Here is a 13,823-nt window from a genome sequence, read left to right as displayed (position 1 = left end):
CCCCGACGACGGAAGGCGGCATGCCGGTGGAGGTCACCTGGTGGGGTCACGCGACCTGCACGGTCGAGGACTCCGGGGTCCGCTTCCTCACCGACCCGCTGTTCACCCGCCGGCTCGCGCACCTTCGGCGCCGACGCGGCCCCCTGCCGCCGCCCGAGGCCACCCGCGCCGAGGCCGTCCTCGTCTCGCACCTGCACGCCGACCATCTGCACGTGCCCTCGCTGGCCCGGCTCGCGCCCGGGACGCGGGTCCTCGTGCCGCGTGGCGCGCCCGCCGCCGTACCGGGGCTGCGGAGGCTCGACGGGAACGGGCTGCGGCTGACCGAGGTGGAGCCGGGCGACACGGTGACGGTCGAGGGCGTGACGGTACGGGCCGTTCCGGCGCTCCACGACGGGCGGCGGCTGCCGGTCGGACCGCACCGCTCCCCCGCGCTCGGGTACGTCGTCGAGGGCGAGGCGCGGACGTACTTCGCCGGGGACACCGGTCTGTTCGACGGGATGGCGGAGGCGGTGGGTCCGGTGGACGTGGCGCTGCTGCCGGTGGGCGGCTGGGGCCCGTACCTCGGGCACGGCCACCTCGACGCGGGCCGCGCGGCCCAGGCGCTCGCCGCGCTGTCGCCCGCGGCCGCGGTGCCCGTGCACTACGGCACGTACTGGCCGATCGGGCTCGACGGGGTCCGGCCGCACGAGTTCCACGCGCCGGGGGACGAGTTCGTCCGTCAGGCGGCACGGCTCGCGCCGAAGGTGGCGGTGCACCTGCTCGCCCACGGCGAGCGGGTGCGGCCGGAGGTCGCCCGGTGATCGACGGTCTCGTCCGGATCGCCGGGGCGGTGCGCGAGCTGCCGCCCGAGTCGACGCAGCAGGCGGTCGGCTACCCCTCGCTGTTCCTGCTCGTGGCGCTGGGCGCGCTGGTGCCGGTCGTGCCGACGGGCGCCATCGTCAGTTCGGCGGCGGTGGTCGCCTTCCACCAGTCCTCGCCGCTGTCGCTGCTCTTCGTCTTCCTGGTGGCGGCGTTCGCCGCGTTCCTGGGGGACATCGCGCTGTACTGGCTCGGGCAGCGCGGGGTCCGTTCCCGCAACGGCTCGCGGTGGCTGGCCGCGCTGCGGAGCCGGGCGACGCCGGAGCGGCTCGCGCAGGCGCAGCAGCGGCTCGACACCCATCAGGTGTCGGTGCTCGTGCTGTCCCGGCTGGTGCCGGCGGGGCGGATCCCGGTGATGCTGGCGTGCCTGCTCGCGAAGATGCCGCTGCGGCGCTTCGCGCGGGGGGACGTGGCGGCGTGCCTCGCGTGGGCGGCGACGTACCAGCTGATCGGGATCCTGGGCGGCTCGCTCTTCCCTGAGCCGTGGCAGGGCGTCGTGGCGGCGGTGGGTCTGACGGTGCTGTTCAGCGCGCTGCCGTCGCTGTGGCGCCGGGTGCGGGGATCTTCCGGACGGGTGGCGGGACCCTCTGGGGGTGCGGGGTCGTCAGGCGGTCCGGGGTCGGGGGGCGGCGGGTCGGCCGGCGGTGCAGGGGCCTCCGAGGGTGCGGGGTCGTCAGGGAGCCAGCACCCGTGAGGCGCCCACCGGGAGGTCCCACAGGTCCTCGCGGGGCAGCCCCGCCTTCTCCCAGGCGGCCCTGACCCGGGTGAGGGGTTCCAGGACGGGTTCGGCGGACAGGGCGAAGGTGGCCCAGTGCATGGGGGCCATCCGCCGTGCCCCCAGGTCCTGATGGGCGCGGACCGCCTCCTCCGGGTCCGTGTGGACGTCGCTGAGCCACCAGCGGGGGTCGTACGCCCCGATCGGGAGCAGGGACAGGTCGATGCCGGGGAAGCGGCGGCCGATCTCGGCGAACCAGTGGCCGTAGCCGGTGTCCCCCGCGAAGTGGACACGGCGCCCCGACGGGTCGGTGAGCACCCAGCCGCCCCACAGGGAGCGGCAGGTGTCCAGGAGGGTGCGCTTGGACCAGTGGTGGGCGGGGACGAAGTCGAAACGCACGCCGTCGAGTTCGGCCGCCTCCCACCAGTCGAGTTCGGTCACGCGGCCGAACCCGCGGCGGGTGAACCAGCGTCCGAGCCCGGCCGGGACGAACACGGGGGTGCGCCGGGGCAGTCGCCTGAGGGTGGGGGCGTCGAGGTGGTCGAAGTGGTTGTGGCTGATGACGACCGCGTCGACGGGCGGCAGGTCCTCCCAGCGGACGCCGACCGGGGTGAGCCGGGCCGGGGTGCCGAAGATCCGGCGGGACCAGACCGGGTCGGTGAGGACGGTGAGTCCGCCGAGCCGCAGGATCCAACTGGCGTGCCCCGCCCAGGTGACGGCGAGTGTGTCGGGTCCGGCGGACGGCAGCGGCCCCGGCTCGAAGGGGAGCAGCGGGACGTCGCGGAGGCCTTCGCGGCGGGGCCGCACGGCGCCCTCGCGGGCCAGCCGCGCCATGGCGCGGACGCCGGGGAGCGGCGCGGTGAGCCGGTCGACGAAGGTCCGGGGCCAATCCGCGCGCAGCCGGCCGATCGGCTGGAGTACGGAGGTGGGGGCGGGAGCCGGGAGCCGGTCGGGGGCGGTGGCCGCGGGGGCGTCGGAAGGGTACGGGGCCTGGGCGGCCCGGGCGGGGCGTGCCGTCCGTTCGGTCATCTGCGGGCTCCGTCCTGCGCGGCTCGTACGGGGTGGGCGGGGTGGCCGGGTTGGTTCACCGGAGTTCCTCCAGTGCTCCGCCGAAGTCCGTCAAGGCGCGGGCCACATGCGGGAGTTCCTCGGGGTTCCGGGATCCGAGGGTCTCGGCGCGCTCCTCGGCGGTGGCGCCCAGGAACATCTCGGTGCCGAACCGGGCGCGCAGGGCGCCGAGTTCGTCCCCGAAGCGGTGGCCTCCGGGGACGGGGGCGCCGAGTCGCACGGTCAGATGGCTCTCCAGCTCCAGGGAGTCGGTGACGCCGCGGGCGGCGAGTCCCGACCTCAGCCTGCCGAGGTCCACGTAGAGATGGCGTCCCGCCTGCGGGGGTCTGGAGAGGGCCCCGGCGGCGAGGGCGGTGCGGTGCGCGGCGGCGGCGAGCCGGCCGTGGACGGTGGCGGCGCGCCGGGCCCGTACGGTCACGTCCTCGGGTTCGTCGAGGGCGTGCGCGGCGGCCGGGGCGACGGGGCCCGGGACGACGGCGCCGATCGCGGTGAGGACGTCCAGGACGCGGGCCCTGCGGTCGGTCCAGCGGTCGGCGCGGGACGGGTCGGTGGGCGGGAAGCGGGCGACGGCACAGGGCCAGGCCGCCGGGGTGAGGGGCGCGCCGCCGAGGTCGCTGAGGACGGTGACGTCGTCCGGGCACATCTCGGCGGGGCTGATGAGCACGGTGTCGTGCGGGTGGTGGAGGGTGTCGCGCCAGGTCTCGTCGCTGATGACGTGGAGGCCCTCGGCGACGGCGGCCTCGCAGGCCTCGCGGACGATCTCGGGCGGGGCGACGGTGGCGGTGGGGTCGTCGGCGACGGAGAGCAGCAGGACCCGGGGGTCGCCGCCCTCGGCCCGGACCCGCCGGACGGTCTCCAGGAGGGCGTACGGGTCGGGGACGCCGCCGCATTCGGCGGGGGTGGGTACGTGGTAGGCGGGGCGGCCGAGGAGGCGGGCCTGCGGGGTCCACCAGGCGGGGCAGGGGCGGGGCAGCAGCAGGTCGCCGCCGTGTGCCGCGACCAGGGCGAGGAGGAGGGCGGGGGCGCCGGGGGCCGCGACCACGTCCTCGGCGTGCGTCCGCAGGCCGCGGCGCCACCAGTAGCCGGCCGCCGCCTCCCGCAGGACGGGTCCGCCGCCGGGCGGCTCGGGGGTGGTCCGGCCGGCCGCGGCCGCGAGGAGGGCGGCGAGCCCGGGGAGGACGGGCAGGCCCGCGTCGGGCGCGGGAGGGCCGTAGCGCACCGGGCCTCGGCCTTCCGGAGCCGTGTGGTGCATGTCCCGTACCTCCTGAGCACACGGGGGCACCGGGAACGGCGCCCCGAGCCCTTTATACGAAGATCCGGGCGGTTTCGCCGCTCCAGGAGGTGCTTCGGGAGCCGCCTCGGGAGGCGCTTCGGGTGCCGGACCGGGTGCCGGGCCGGGTGCCGGGCCGGGTGCCGCGCCGGCGATCGGCTCAGGCGACGGTCACCGGGTGGCGTACGACCGCGTCGAAGAGGTAGCCCTGGGTGTTGTGGACGGCCCGCTCGGGCTGGGTGTTGCCGGCGGCGTCGGTCGTACGGGACAGCAGGGTGACCGGCCCGGTGCGGTGCGGGCGCCACGGCGCGGTCCAGCGGACCCAGCCGTTCCGCCTCGGGGTGTCGAGGAGCCGGGCCCGCCGCCAGTGGGTCCCGCCGTCGGTGGAGACCTCGACCGAGCGGACGGGTGCGTGGGCGGACCAAGCGCGCCCGGTGAGCCGGTGGACGCGGTCGGCCTCCAGAGTGGCGCCGAAGGGGAGTTCGTACGCGGACTTGATCGTCTGGACGCCGATCGGGGCGCTGCCGCCGGACGGGTGGGCAGGTCCGAGGAGGCGGTACCAGTCCGTGGACCAGGGCGAGGTCAGCGGGCGGGTGGAGACCTCGATGTCGCCGAGCCACTTGATCGAGGCGATGCCGACCCAGGAGGGCACGACGAGCCGGACCGGGTGGCCGTGGTCGTACGGGAGCGGCTCGCCGTTCATCTCGTACGCGAGGAGGACGTCGTCGAAGGCCTTGGCGACCGGCAGCGGGCGGCGGACCCGGCCGAAGTCGACGCCCCCGGAGACGTACGGGTCGTCGAGGCCGCGCGGCTGGAGGGCGACGGCGTCGCGGGCGATCCCGGCGCGTCGCAGCACGTCGGCGAGGCGGACACCGCGCCAGCGGGCCGCGCCGACGGCGCCGAGGGTCCAGGAGGTGCCCGTGACGGGCTCACCCTGCTGGCTGGTGTAGAGGCTGCGGCCGTTTCCGGCGCACTCGATCAGGGCCGTTCGGGTGACGGAGGGCAGGTCACGGAGCTGCCCGTAGGTGAAGCGGACCGGGCCGCGGCCGAGGAGTCCGTCGCCCCAGAGCGTGAGACGCCAGTCGGCGGCGTCGATGACGGGCGTGGAGGTGTGGTTGCGGACGAAGAAGCGGTCGGCGGGAGTGAGGAGCCCGGTGTCCGCGAAGGAGTCGAACCGCGCCTCGGCGTTGGTGCCCCGGGCGGTGAACCACTCGGGCGGGAGCGCCTTGACGATGCCGGGCACGACGGCCCCGCTCGCGGGTGCCGCGAGCGCGCGTGCGGGCGCGGCGACGGCGAGCCCGCCGAGGGCGGAGACCGCGGGGGCCGCCGCGACCAGCTTCAGCAGGGAGCGGCGGTCGGGCGCGGGCGAGTACGGCACGGGACTCCTCGGCACGGGGGCAGGTGCGCCACCGGGCGGCGGCGGGCCGATCCTAGGGGCGGGGGGGGTGGCCGGGAGAGTGCCGGGACGATCCGTTCACGGTGCTGTCACACACGGGCCGCCAGGCCGGGGCGGCTCCCGGAAATACGGGAGCGCACCGCGGCCTTCCGGGCCGAGAATGCGGCATGCCGACAGCGATACGTGAAGCGTTTCCCGAGGACGCGGCGGCCCTCGCCGCCGTACACGTCCTGTCCTGGCGGGCCGCCTACCGCGACCTGCTCCCCGGGGCGTACCTGGACGCCCTGGACCCGGACGAGCGAGCCGCCGTGTGGCGCGCCCGCCTGGCGGCGCCGGATCGGCCCACGGTGCTCCTGGCGACGGCGGGCGGCGGGCGGGTGGTGGCCTTCTCCTGCTTCCGCGCCTGGGCCGAAGGGGCCGCCGACGAGCCCGGCGGGCTCGACCCCGCCGCCACCGCCGAACTGGCGGCGCTGTACTCCCTCCCGGAGGTGTGGGGCACGGGCGTCGGACGGGCCCTGCTCGCCGCGTCCACCGAGGCCCTCGCGGCGGCCGGGTTCCGTACCGCCGTCCTGTGGGTCCTCGCCGGGAACGCGCGAGGCCGGCGGTTCTACGAGGCGGCGGGCTGGCGGCCCGACGGCACGACCGTCCGTGACGTCACGGGCGGGCGAGAGCTGGAGGAACTCCGTTACCGGCGGGAGCTGTTCAGCTGAGCCGATGTCCACATCCCAAGACGCGGGTCTCACTATTCGGCGCGAGTGCGTACGGTGAAGGAACGCACCCACACCGAGGGAGTCGCTTCCATGACGCATGCCCCCGCCCCGTCCGCGGCCCACGAGACCGCGGTCTACACCCACGGCCACCACGAGTCCGTCCTGCGCTCGCACAGCTGGCGGACCGCCGCCAACTCCGCCGCCTACCTGCTGCCCGAGCTGCGTGCGGGACTGGACGTCCTGGACGTGGGTTGCGGCCCCGGCACGATCACGGCCGATCTGGCCGCACTGGTGACGCCCGGCCGCGTGACCGCGGTCGACGCCGCGAAAGACGTCCTGGACAAGGCCCGCGCGGTCGCCGCCGAACGCGGCCTGGAGAACGTCGAGTTCGCCGTGGCGGACGTCCACGCCCTGGACTTCCCCGACGACTCCTTCGACGTCGTCCACGCCCACCAGGTACTCCAGCACGTCGGCGACCCGGTCCAGGCCCTGCGCGAGATGCGGCGGGTGTGTCGGCCCGGCGGGGTCGTCGCGGCCCGCGACAGTGACTACGGAGCCTTCGCCTGGTTCCCCGAACGACCCGCGCTGGACGGGTGGTTGGATCTGTACCACCGGGTCGCCCGGGCGAACGGCGGCGAACCGGACGCCGGGCGGCGCCTGTTCGCGTGGGCCCGGCAGGCCGGCTTCACCGACGTCACGACGACCGCGGGCACCTGGTGCTTCGCCACCCCGGAGGAGCGCGCCTGGTGGAGCGGCCTGTGGGCGGACCGGACGACCGCCTCGGTCTACGCGGAGCTGGCCGTGCAGGGCGGCCACGCGACCGCCGCCGAGCTGACGGCGATCGGCGAGGCCTGGCGGGAGTGGGGCGAGCGGGAGGACGCCTGGTTCATGGTCCCGCACGGCGAGATCGTGTGCCGGGTGTCCTGACCACCACACCGCTGGAGGCGCTCAGTAGAGGGAGTCGTGGAACCCGAGGCAGTCCGGGTCCTGGACAGGGCACCTCGGATGCGGCGTGCGGTCGGGCTCGGGCGGTGCCGGCTCGGGGTCCAGGAAGCCCGGCTCGGGCGGCGGCAGCGCGAACGTCTCGCAGAGGCAGACGCCGCAGCGGCCCGCGAACCGGGGCTCCGCGTGACGGAAGCGCGGGTGTCCGCACCGGCACTCGGCCGTCGCCCAAGTGGCCATCTCGGACCCCCGTCCCTCCGCCCGCCACCGCTCTGCCCAGGATAGCGAGCCACCGCCCCGACCGGACCCTCCCGTCAGCTCGGACGCATCCTGAACTCGTAGGCGTACGGCAGTGGTTCGTCGGTGAACTCCGACCAGATCTCGCCGAGGATCTCGGCTCCCTCGCGCAGGTCCGCGACCTCGAAGCCCGCGTCGAAGACGGCGCGGGCCTCGCCCGTCCTGCCCTCGGCGAGGAGCAGCCGGGCCTCCAGGAGCCGGAAGGCACCCCTCCCCCTGACCTCTTCCGGAAGGCGCGTCCATGTCTCGCGCGCCCGGCCGGTCCGTCCGGCGGCGAGCAGCGCGACGACCGCCTCACGGCCGAGGGCGGCGGCGGCCACCTCGTCCTCGGCGGCCCGGTCGGCGTGGTCGGTGAAGGCCTCGGCGAACCGTTCGGCGGCGCGCGCCGGGTGTCCGTCCTCCCGGTCGGCGACGGCGAGGCAGTAGAGCAGTGGCCAGCGCACGGCGGCCTCGCGCAGGCCGCGTTCCCAGCTCCGTACCGCCTGGGCACGATCTCCGGCGTGCCACTGGGCGATGCCGAGGTGGTACTCGGTGGAAGGGTGAGCCGGGGCGGTCTCCAGCATGTCCCGCCAGGGCGCCGAGACCAGCGGAGCGCCGGGCGCGGCACCCTTCTCGGGGGCGGGCAGGACTCCGCTGTGCAGCAGTTCCCGCCAGGGTTCCTGCTCCGGACCGAGCGTCGACTCGGGGAAGGGGGTCCCGGGCAACTCGTAGTGTCCGCGCAGGACTTCGAGGGCGCCCCAGCCGGAGCCGACGGCGAGGACGGTCTCCGGCTCGGCGTCGGCGGCCCGCTCCCGCCAGGCCGTGTACGCCGCGTCGACCCCGGCACGCGGAAGCGCCCCGGCGAGGCCGCTCTCGACGGCCTCCCGGGCCGCGCCCCAGTCGTCGCCGAGCGCCGCGGCGGGATCGGCGGCGAGCGGTCCGTACGCCTCCAGCCAGCTGAACTCCCCGCCGCCCGGGAGCTCCAGGTGCTCCAGCTGGGTGCGGGCGAGGCCGGCCTGTATCTCGGCGTAGCCGGGGGTGCCGGGCTCGGTGAGCCACTCCTGCCAGCGCCGGCCGCCGCGCTCACGGCCCCACAGGAACAGCTTGCGGCCGCGCAGCGGATCGGTGGAGGTCTGGACGAGGCCGGTACCGTCGGCGTCGAGGGCGGCGATCCAGCGGCGCTGCCCGTCGGGCAGGTCGTAGAACCAGTCGGCCGCGTGGTCGCCGTTCAGCGGGTACGAGCGGTCGGTGCCGTCCGTGGTGACGGGGACGGGCAGGCGGCGCAGCCCGCGCTCGTAGCCGTGGTGCCAGGCCGAGTCGGCGGGGGCGATGACGCGGCGGTCCTCCGGTACGGCGGTGTTGGACCACCAGTAGAGGGGGGCGGGCCGCTCGTGGGGGTTGCGGACGCGGACGCCGACGTGGAGGAAGTCGGAGCCGTCCGGCAGCCACAGGTCGACCTGGAAGGGCAGGTCCCGCAGGCGCTCCCACTCCCACAGGCGGAGCATCGGACCGCCGTCGGGCGCCCGGACGACCGCCGCGTGCAGGGGCGAGCAGGAGAGGGTGGTGTGGCCGGTGGCTCCGATGTTCCACTCGATGCCGCCGGAGAACCAGGCGCCATTGAGGGCGAAGGCCGCCGGCTGGAACACCGGGTTGCGGTAGAGGAGTTCGCGTCCGGTGGGTTTGTGGTGCAGGGAGTGGACGCGGCCGCCGAGGCCGGGGAGCACGGTGGCCCGGAGCCGGTCGTTCTCGATCACGATCGCGTCGAGCTCCGCGGGGGTGCGTTCGCGCCCGTAGCCGTCCCGTACGGGGGCGGGCAGCAGGCTGCGCAGGGGTGCGCGTCCGATGCCCCGGGCCATGTCGCGCGGGAGTTCCGCGAGGGTCTGGTCGTCGACCGCGTGGGTCCCGTGGTGGGTCCGCAGGGCGGGCAGGGGGTTGTCCGGGCCCAACGGGGCCGCGGGCAGCGTCAGTACGGCACGTCGCACGGTCGTCATCCACCCATGGAACACGCCGGGGCCCGTCCTGACCAGGGGCTCTCGCGCCATGCTTCGACGGAGCGGGGCCGCGGGGGCGCCCGGATAATCCGGGCGGCGCGGCTGCCGGTCCGCGTACCGTGGAGGGTCGGCGCCGGCACGGCGACCGGGCGGACAGCGCGACAGGGAGTACGAGGAATGGGCACCCAGCACACCTACCGGGTCATCGTGCGCGGCACGTTCGACGGTCTGTCGGAGGAGAGCCGGACCCGGCTGCTCGCCGAGGCGGACGCGCACGGGCTGACCGCGATGCGGTTCACGGAGGAGGGTTCCCTCGCCTACGACCGGACGCTGAAGCACTTCTCGTACCGCCTGGTCGTCGTCTCCGACGCGGCGGACGGCGACGAGATGGCGGGCGCGCTGGCGGAGGACCGGGTGGAGACCGCGCTGAAGGAGCTCGGGCACGGGTACAAGGCGCTGCGCTCGGCCGTGACGGACCTCGACACGATGAAGATCAACTACAAGCGCTGACCGGTACCTTGGGGCTCCCGGGCGGTGATCGCCCAGCGCTCGTGGTCCCGCCAGGCTCCGTCGATGAACAGCATCGCGGGCGAGAAGCCCTCCAGGCGGAAGCCCGCGCGGCGGACGAGCGCACGGGAGGCGGTGTTGCCGGGCTGGATGTTCGCCTCCAGGCGGTGCAGCTCCAGGGGCCCGAAGGCGTACGCCAGGAGCAGCCCGAGGGCCTCGGTGAACAGTCCGCGTCCGGCGGCGTGCGCGAAGGCTCCGTAGCCGAGGGCGCCGCTGCGGAAGGCGCCGCGGACGATGTTGTTGATGTTGACGAAGCCGGCGATCCGGTCCCCCTCCTCGCCTTCGGCGTGCTCGCAGACGAGGAAACCCGCGCGCGCCGGGTCCTCGATGAGCACGCCCGCGTAACCGGCGTACGCCTCGGGGGTGCACGGAGGGAACAGCCAGGGCCGGTGGAGCTCCCGGCTCTCGCGGGCGCGGGCGGTGAACTCCTCCGCGTCGTCCGGCGAGAAGGGGCGCAGGCCCACACGGGGCCCGGCGGCGAGGAAACGGCCAAGATCGGCGGGCATGGTCCGAGGTTAGGGCCACCCCGGGCGAACCGCTCGCCCGGACGGACCCCTCGCCCGGACCGATCGCTCGCCTCGGCTGATCGCTTGCCTCGGCCGATCGGTCGTCCCGGCCGATCGCTCGCCTCGGCCGATCGCTCGTCCGGATGGACCGATCACCCGGGCCGGACCGATCACCCGGGCCGGACCGATCAGCCGGGCCGGGCCACTCGCCCGGACGGACCGCTCGCCCCGGCCGGGTCACTCGCCCGGACGTCCCGGTGCCTCCCGCAGGACCCTCCCCCGCCGGGTCAGCGGCGGGCGGTGCGGACGCGGGGCGGGCAGGTCTCGCCCTTGCGTACGACCCCGATCGTGACCGCGGCCCGCCGGTCGAGGACCGTGGCGGCCGCCGGGTACTGCGTGCACACCCGCCAGTTCGGCGGCCACAGCACCCGCCGGTCCCGTCCGCTCGCGTCGTGGACGTCGAGGCGGGTCCGGCCGTCGAGCCGGGTGAAGACCCGCCACAGCCGTACGCCCAGGAGGTCCGGCATGGCGCGCGCCCCGGCACCCCCGCCCGGTACGGCGGGTTCCTCGGCCGACGAGACGGCGACGGCAGCGAGCGCGAGGACGGCGCCCGCGCCCACGACGGCGGCCCGCTTCACTTCCGCCTCCGGCCCGCGACGTAGTAGCCGCAGGCCGCCCCGAGGACGGCGGTCGCGAGGAGCGCCAGATAGAGCGGCATGGACACCTCGGGGATCAGGATCCGGATCCTGACCTCCCGGGTGTTCTCGAAGATGAAGACGAGCGTGAGGACCGCGACCGCCGCCATCGCGATCCGGCCCGGGGTGAAGGCTCCGCTGAACCGGGACGTGCCGCTCGCGCGGGACGCCCCTGACGTGCCCTTGGGACTCATGCCCGGCCCTCTCCTCCGTCGTGCCGTCGGTGGTGCCCGTCGGTCGCACCCGGCCCGCGCCGCGGGACCAGCCGTGGGACCAGAATGGGGCGAGCGAAGCCCCACCGGGACGGTGGGAGGAGCCGTACGGGTGACTTGTCAGACAACGTGGGCCGACTACGGTGGTCCCGGACACCGGCAGGAACCAGACGAGGAGGCGGCCGTGGCGGTCAGCGGACAGCGGCGACGGCCGGTCGTGGCGCTGTACGAGCGGATCGCGGACGCCGTCCACGACGGCACCTACCCGCCGGGGTCGACGCTCCCCTCCGAGCCGAAGCTCGCCGCCGAACTGGGCGTGAGCCGGCCCGCCCTGCGCGAGGCGCTGCTGCTGCTCCAGGAGGACGGTCTCCTCACCGTGCGCCGCGGGGTCGGCCGGACCGTCAACGACCGTCCGCCGCGCAGGGGTTTCGAGCACATCCAGCCGCTGGAGGAGCTGATCGGCGCGGGGGGTCCGCTGCGCGTGCGGGCGCTGCTGCGGACGGTGGAGGAGCCCACCGACTTCACGACGCAGCACCTGCTCGCCCCGGCCCGCGCCGAGCTGCGGTTCTGGGAGTCCGTGCTGACCGGGGAGGGTACGGCGGCGGCGCTGAGCCACGAATGGGCGGCGGCGGACGAGGTGCTCGACCGGGTGCACCCCGAGTTCGCCCGCGCCCTGCGGGCGACGGAGCCGGACGCCTCCGCGCGAGGCGGCGGGCCCGGTCCCGCCGCCTCGATGCTCGCGGTCCTCGTCGGGGCCTCGCGCGAGACGGCCCTGAGCGCGCACAGCGGCATCACGGCGACGCTGCTCGGGCGGCGGCGCGGCGACCAGCTGGGCCGCCCGGCGGACACCCCGGCCGTCCTGGTCACCCAGGTCGTACGGGTCGGGGAGACCCCGGTCCTGGCCGCCAAGCACATGCTGCCGACGGGCACCCCCGCGCTGCCGGTGCTCCAGTCGCACTGAGCGGTCCGGAACCGCCGCCGCACCCGTACCCTCCCCACCCGGAGCACCCGGACCACCCGGCCACCCGGCCACCCAGCCACCCGGCCACCCGGCCACCCGGCCACCCGGCCACCCGGCCACCCGGCCACCCGGCCACCCGGGCCGAACGGACCAAGGGCGCTCCCGGACACCCGTCGACCGGCCTCCCGGACGCCCGTCGAGCGGCCTCCCGCACGGCCGTCGCCGCACACCCCTCGGCCGTGGCGTACACTTCCCCGCCATGCACTTGTCTGACAACCTTGCCACGCCTGCCGCCGCCACCGTCTCCGAGTGGATCCGCCGGGCCCCCAAGGCCGTTCTCCACGACCACCTCGACGGCGGGCTGCGCCCCGCGACGATCGTCGAGCTGGCGCGGGAGCACGGCTACACCGCGCTGCCGACCGAGGACCCGGCCGAGCTCGCGGTGTGGTTCCGGGACGCCGCCGACTCCGGCTCGCTGGAGCGGTACCTGGAGACCTTCGCCCACACCTGCGCGGTGATGCAGACCCGCGAGGCGCTGACCCGCATCGCGGCCGAGTGCGCCGAGGACCTGGCGGCGGACGGTGTCGTCTACGCCGAGATCCGTTACGCCCCCGAGCAGCACCTGGAGGGCGGGCTGACCCTCGACGAGGTCGTCGAGGCGGTCAACGACGGCTTCCGCGAGGGCGAGCGCCGCTCCGGCGGCCGGATCACCGTCCGTACGCTCCTCACGGGCATGCGGCACACGGATCGCTCCCTGGAGATCGCGCGGCTCACGGTCGCCCACCGGGAGAACGGCGTGGCGGGCTTCGACATAGCCGGCGGCGAGATCGGCAACCCGCCGGCCCGCCACCTTCCCGCGTTCCAGCACCTGAAGCGGGAGAACTGCCACTTCACGATCCACGCGGGCGAGGCCGTCGGCGCGGAGTCGATCCACGAGGCCGTGCAGGTCTGCGGTACGGAGCGGATCGGCCACGGCGTGCGGATCACGGACGACATCGCCGAGGACGGCACCCTGGGCGGGCTCGCCTCGTACGTCCGGGACAACCGCATCGCCCTGGAGGTCTGCCCGACCTCGAACCTCCAGACGGGCGCCGCCAAGGACTACGCCTCGCACCCGATCGACGAGCTGCGGCGCCTCGGCTTCCGGATCACGCTCAACACCGACAACCGCCTGGTCTCCGGCACCACCATGAGCGAGGAGTTCCAGCACATGGTGGACGCCTTCGGCTACGGCCCCGAGGTGTTCGAGGAGTTCACGGTCGCCGCCCTGGACGCCGCCTTCCTGCCGCTGCCGGAGCGGCAGAGGCTGATCGACGAGGTCGTCCGCCCGGGGTACGCCGCGCTCTAGCGCGAGGCCCAGGGGGGTGGCCAGCCGACCCTTCCGCCGACGATCGGCAGATCCAGCGTCCCCGTGTCCTCGGGGGCGCTGGTGACGATCACGGGCTAGACGCCCCGGTTGCCGACGTAGGCCGAGTCGCTGGCCGCGATCACGAACTCCCTGCGGTGACCGGTCTCGTAGCGGTGCGCGACGCGCGGCAGCTCCACCGTGAACGGGCGGGTCGCGTCCGGCACCCGCACAGGGGCGACGAGCCGGTCGACCAGGGTCTTCGTCCCGTCGTGCGCGACGTCGCAGAGCTTGGCGAAGAGGGCGAGGTC

15 protein-coding genes and 1 pseudogene are annotated in these 13,823 nt (G+C 75.4%); 7 read left to right on the top strand and 9 right to left on the bottom strand.

Features of this window, described 5'->3' with window-relative positions; genetic code table 11:
• The first annotated feature begins 20 nt into the window (after window positions 1–20).
• Together ACFWWU_RS21635 and ACFWWU_RS21630 are read left to right on the top strand one after the other, a co-directional pair.
• Window positions 21–800 carry an MBL fold metallo-hydrolase gene (locus ACFWWU_RS21635; RefSeq protein ID WP_384147439.1) on the top strand — a complete coding sequence of 260 codons (780 nt, stop codon included), beginning with the start codon at window positions 21–23 and terminating at the stop codon, window positions 798–800.
• Window positions 797–1,552, top strand: a complete 756-nt coding sequence (locus ACFWWU_RS21630; RefSeq protein ID WP_384147438.1) for a DedA family protein — start codon at window positions 797–799, stop codon at window positions 1,550–1,552. Before ACFWWU_RS21635 ends, ACFWWU_RS21630 begins: the two co-directional genes overlap by 4 nt.
• Here the strand turns inward: ACFWWU_RS21630 and ACFWWU_RS21625 are convergent.
• The 3 genes from ACFWWU_RS21625 to ACFWWU_RS21615 form a co-directional block, all read right to left on the bottom strand.
• Entirely contained in the window at window positions 1,532–2,602 is a 1,071-nt protein-coding gene (locus ACFWWU_RS21625) for an MBL fold metallo-hydrolase (protein WP_384147437.1), read from the bottom strand. The genes ACFWWU_RS21630 and ACFWWU_RS21625 overlap by 21 nt on opposite strands.
• A 55-nt stretch (window positions 2,603–2,657) precedes the next feature.
• Window positions 2,658–3,893 carry an aminotransferase class I/II-fold pyridoxal phosphate-dependent enzyme gene (locus ACFWWU_RS21620; protein WP_384147436.1) on the bottom strand — a complete coding sequence of 412 codons (1,236 nt, stop codon included), beginning with the start codon at window positions 3,891–3,893 and terminating at the stop codon, window positions 2,658–2,660.
• Between the two features lie 178 nt (window positions 3,894–4,071).
• Window positions 4,072–5,289: a sulfite oxidase gene (locus tag ACFWWU_RS21615; RefSeq protein WP_384147435.1), complete on the bottom strand. Its 1,218-nt coding sequence runs from the start codon at window positions 5,287–5,289 to the stop codon at window positions 4,072–4,074.
• Between the two features lie 185 nt (window positions 5,290–5,474).
• Here ACFWWU_RS21615 and ACFWWU_RS21610 point away from each other — a divergent pair, with 185 nt between their 5' ends.
• Window positions 5,475–6,017: a GNAT family N-acetyltransferase gene (locus ACFWWU_RS21610; protein ID WP_384147434.1), complete on the top strand. Its 543-nt coding sequence runs from the start codon at window positions 5,475–5,477 to the stop codon at window positions 6,015–6,017.
• Window positions 6,018–6,107: 90 nt separating this feature from the next.
• Complete coding sequence (locus tag ACFWWU_RS21605) at window positions 6,108–6,944, top strand: methyltransferase domain-containing protein (protein ID WP_384147433.1); 837 nt, start codon at window positions 6,108–6,110, stop codon at window positions 6,942–6,944.
• A 21-nt stretch (window positions 6,945–6,965) separates the two neighbouring features.
• Here ACFWWU_RS21605 and ACFWWU_RS21600 read toward each other — a convergent pair whose 3' ends face one another.
• Together ACFWWU_RS21600 and ACFWWU_RS21595 are read right to left on the bottom strand one after the other, a co-directional pair.
• The gene (locus ACFWWU_RS21600) at window positions 6,966–7,199 is read right to left on the bottom strand and encodes a hypothetical protein (protein ID WP_384147432.1); all 234 of its coding nucleotides are present in this window, start codon (window positions 7,197–7,199) and stop codon (window positions 6,966–6,968) included.
• A gap of 74 nt (window positions 7,200–7,273) precedes the next feature.
• Window positions 7,274–9,226, bottom strand: a complete 1,953-nt coding sequence (locus ACFWWU_RS21595; RefSeq protein ID WP_384147431.1) for a DUF5107 domain-containing protein — start codon at window positions 9,224–9,226, stop codon at window positions 7,274–7,276.
• A 177-nt stretch (window positions 9,227–9,403) separates the two neighbouring features.
• On the opposite strand from ACFWWU_RS21595, the gene ACFWWU_RS21590 reads away from it, so the two are divergent.
• Window positions 9,404–9,736, top strand: coding sequence for a DUF6204 family protein (locus tag ACFWWU_RS21590; protein ID WP_384147430.1), 333 nt, complete (start codon window positions 9,404–9,406; stop codon window positions 9,734–9,736).
• Here the strand turns inward: ACFWWU_RS21590 and ACFWWU_RS21585 are convergent.
• The 3 genes from ACFWWU_RS21585 to ACFWWU_RS21575 form a co-directional block, all read right to left on the bottom strand.
• Window positions 9,724–10,299 carry a GNAT family N-acetyltransferase gene (locus tag ACFWWU_RS21585; protein ID WP_384147429.1) on the bottom strand — a complete coding sequence of 192 codons (576 nt, stop codon included), beginning with the start codon at window positions 10,297–10,299 and terminating at the stop codon, window positions 9,724–9,726. The genes ACFWWU_RS21590 and ACFWWU_RS21585 overlap by 13 nt on opposite strands.
• A 287-nt stretch (window positions 10,300–10,586) precedes the next feature.
• Complete coding sequence (locus ACFWWU_RS21580) at window positions 10,587–10,937, bottom strand: hypothetical protein (RefSeq protein ID WP_384147428.1); 351 nt, start codon at window positions 10,935–10,937, stop codon at window positions 10,587–10,589.
• Window positions 10,934–11,188, bottom strand: coding sequence for a DUF1049 domain-containing protein (locus ACFWWU_RS21575; RefSeq protein WP_384147427.1), 255 nt, complete (start codon window positions 11,186–11,188; stop codon window positions 10,934–10,936). The genes ACFWWU_RS21580 and ACFWWU_RS21575 overlap by 4 nt, the downstream gene beginning before the upstream one ends.
• 202 nt (window positions 11,189–11,390) lie before the next feature.
• Between ACFWWU_RS21575 and ACFWWU_RS21570 the strand changes: the two genes are divergently transcribed.
• Together ACFWWU_RS21570 and ACFWWU_RS21565 are read left to right on the top strand one after the other, a co-directional pair.
• Entirely contained in the window at window positions 11,391–12,167 is a 777-nt protein-coding gene (locus ACFWWU_RS21570) for a GntR family transcriptional regulator (protein ID WP_384147426.1), read from the top strand.
• 259 nt (window positions 12,168–12,426) lie between these two features.
• On the top strand, window positions 12,427–13,515 hold the full coding sequence (locus tag ACFWWU_RS21565) for an adenosine deaminase (RefSeq protein WP_384147425.1): 1,089 nt from the start codon (window positions 12,427–12,429) through the stop codon (window positions 13,513–13,515).
• On the opposite strand, the pseudogene ACFWWU_RS21560 reads toward ACFWWU_RS21565, so the two are convergent.
• Window positions 13,512–13,820 (bottom strand): annotated as a pseudogene (locus ACFWWU_RS21560) (peptidase S15); the annotation flags it as partial. The gene ACFWWU_RS21565 and the pseudogene ACFWWU_RS21560 sit on opposite strands and share 4 nt — an antisense overlap.
• Window positions 13,821–13,823: the final 3 nt, after the last annotated feature.

It is taken from the genome of Streptomyces sp. NPDC058650 (assembly GCF_042717315.1).
In the GTDB taxonomy this organism is placed as follows: Bacteria; Actinomycetota; Actinomycetes; order Streptomycetales; family Streptomycetaceae; genus Streptomyces.
Note: the sequence above shows the minus strand (reverse complement) of the source record. Positions and strands in the feature narration are given on the sequence as shown.

Coding starts and splice junctions, on each gene's coding strand:
- ACFWWU_RS21635 (WP_384147439.1), top strand. CDS start 21: ATGCCGGTGGAGGTCACCTGGTGGGGTCACGCGACCTGCACGGTCGAG.
- ACFWWU_RS21625 (WP_384147437.1), bottom strand. CDS start 2,602: ATGACCGAACGGACGGCACGCCCCGCCCGGGCCGCCCAGGCCCCGTAC.
- ACFWWU_RS21620 (WP_384147436.1), bottom strand. CDS start 3,893: ATGCACCACACGGCTCCGGAAGGCCGAGGCCCGGTGCGCTACGGCCCT.
- ACFWWU_RS21610 (WP_384147434.1), top strand. CDS start 5,475: ATGCCGACAGCGATACGTGAAGCGTTTCCCGAGGACGCGGCGGCCCTC.
- ACFWWU_RS21605 (WP_384147433.1), top strand. CDS start 6,108: ATGACGCATGCCCCCGCCCCGTCCGCGGCCCACGAGACCGCGGTCTAC.
- ACFWWU_RS21600 (WP_384147432.1), bottom strand. CDS start 7,199: ATGGCCACTTGGGCGACGGCCGAGTGCCGGTGCGGACACCCGCGCTTC.
- ACFWWU_RS21595 (WP_384147431.1), bottom strand. CDS start 9,226: ATGACGACCGTGCGACGTGCCGTACTGACGCTGCCCGCGGCCCCGTTG.
- ACFWWU_RS21590 (WP_384147430.1), top strand. CDS start 9,404: ATGGGCACCCAGCACACCTACCGGGTCATCGTGCGCGGCACGTTCGAC.
- ACFWWU_RS21585 (WP_384147429.1), bottom strand. CDS start 10,299: ATGCCCGCCGATCTTGGCCGTTTCCTCGCCGCCGGGCCCCGTGTGGGC.
- ACFWWU_RS21575 (WP_384147427.1), bottom strand. CDS start 11,188: ATGAGTCCCAAGGGCACGTCAGGGGCGTCCCGCGCGAGCGGCACGTCC.
- ACFWWU_RS21565 (WP_384147425.1), top strand. CDS start 12,427: ATGCACTTGTCTGACAACCTTGCCACGCCTGCCGCCGCCACCGTCTCC.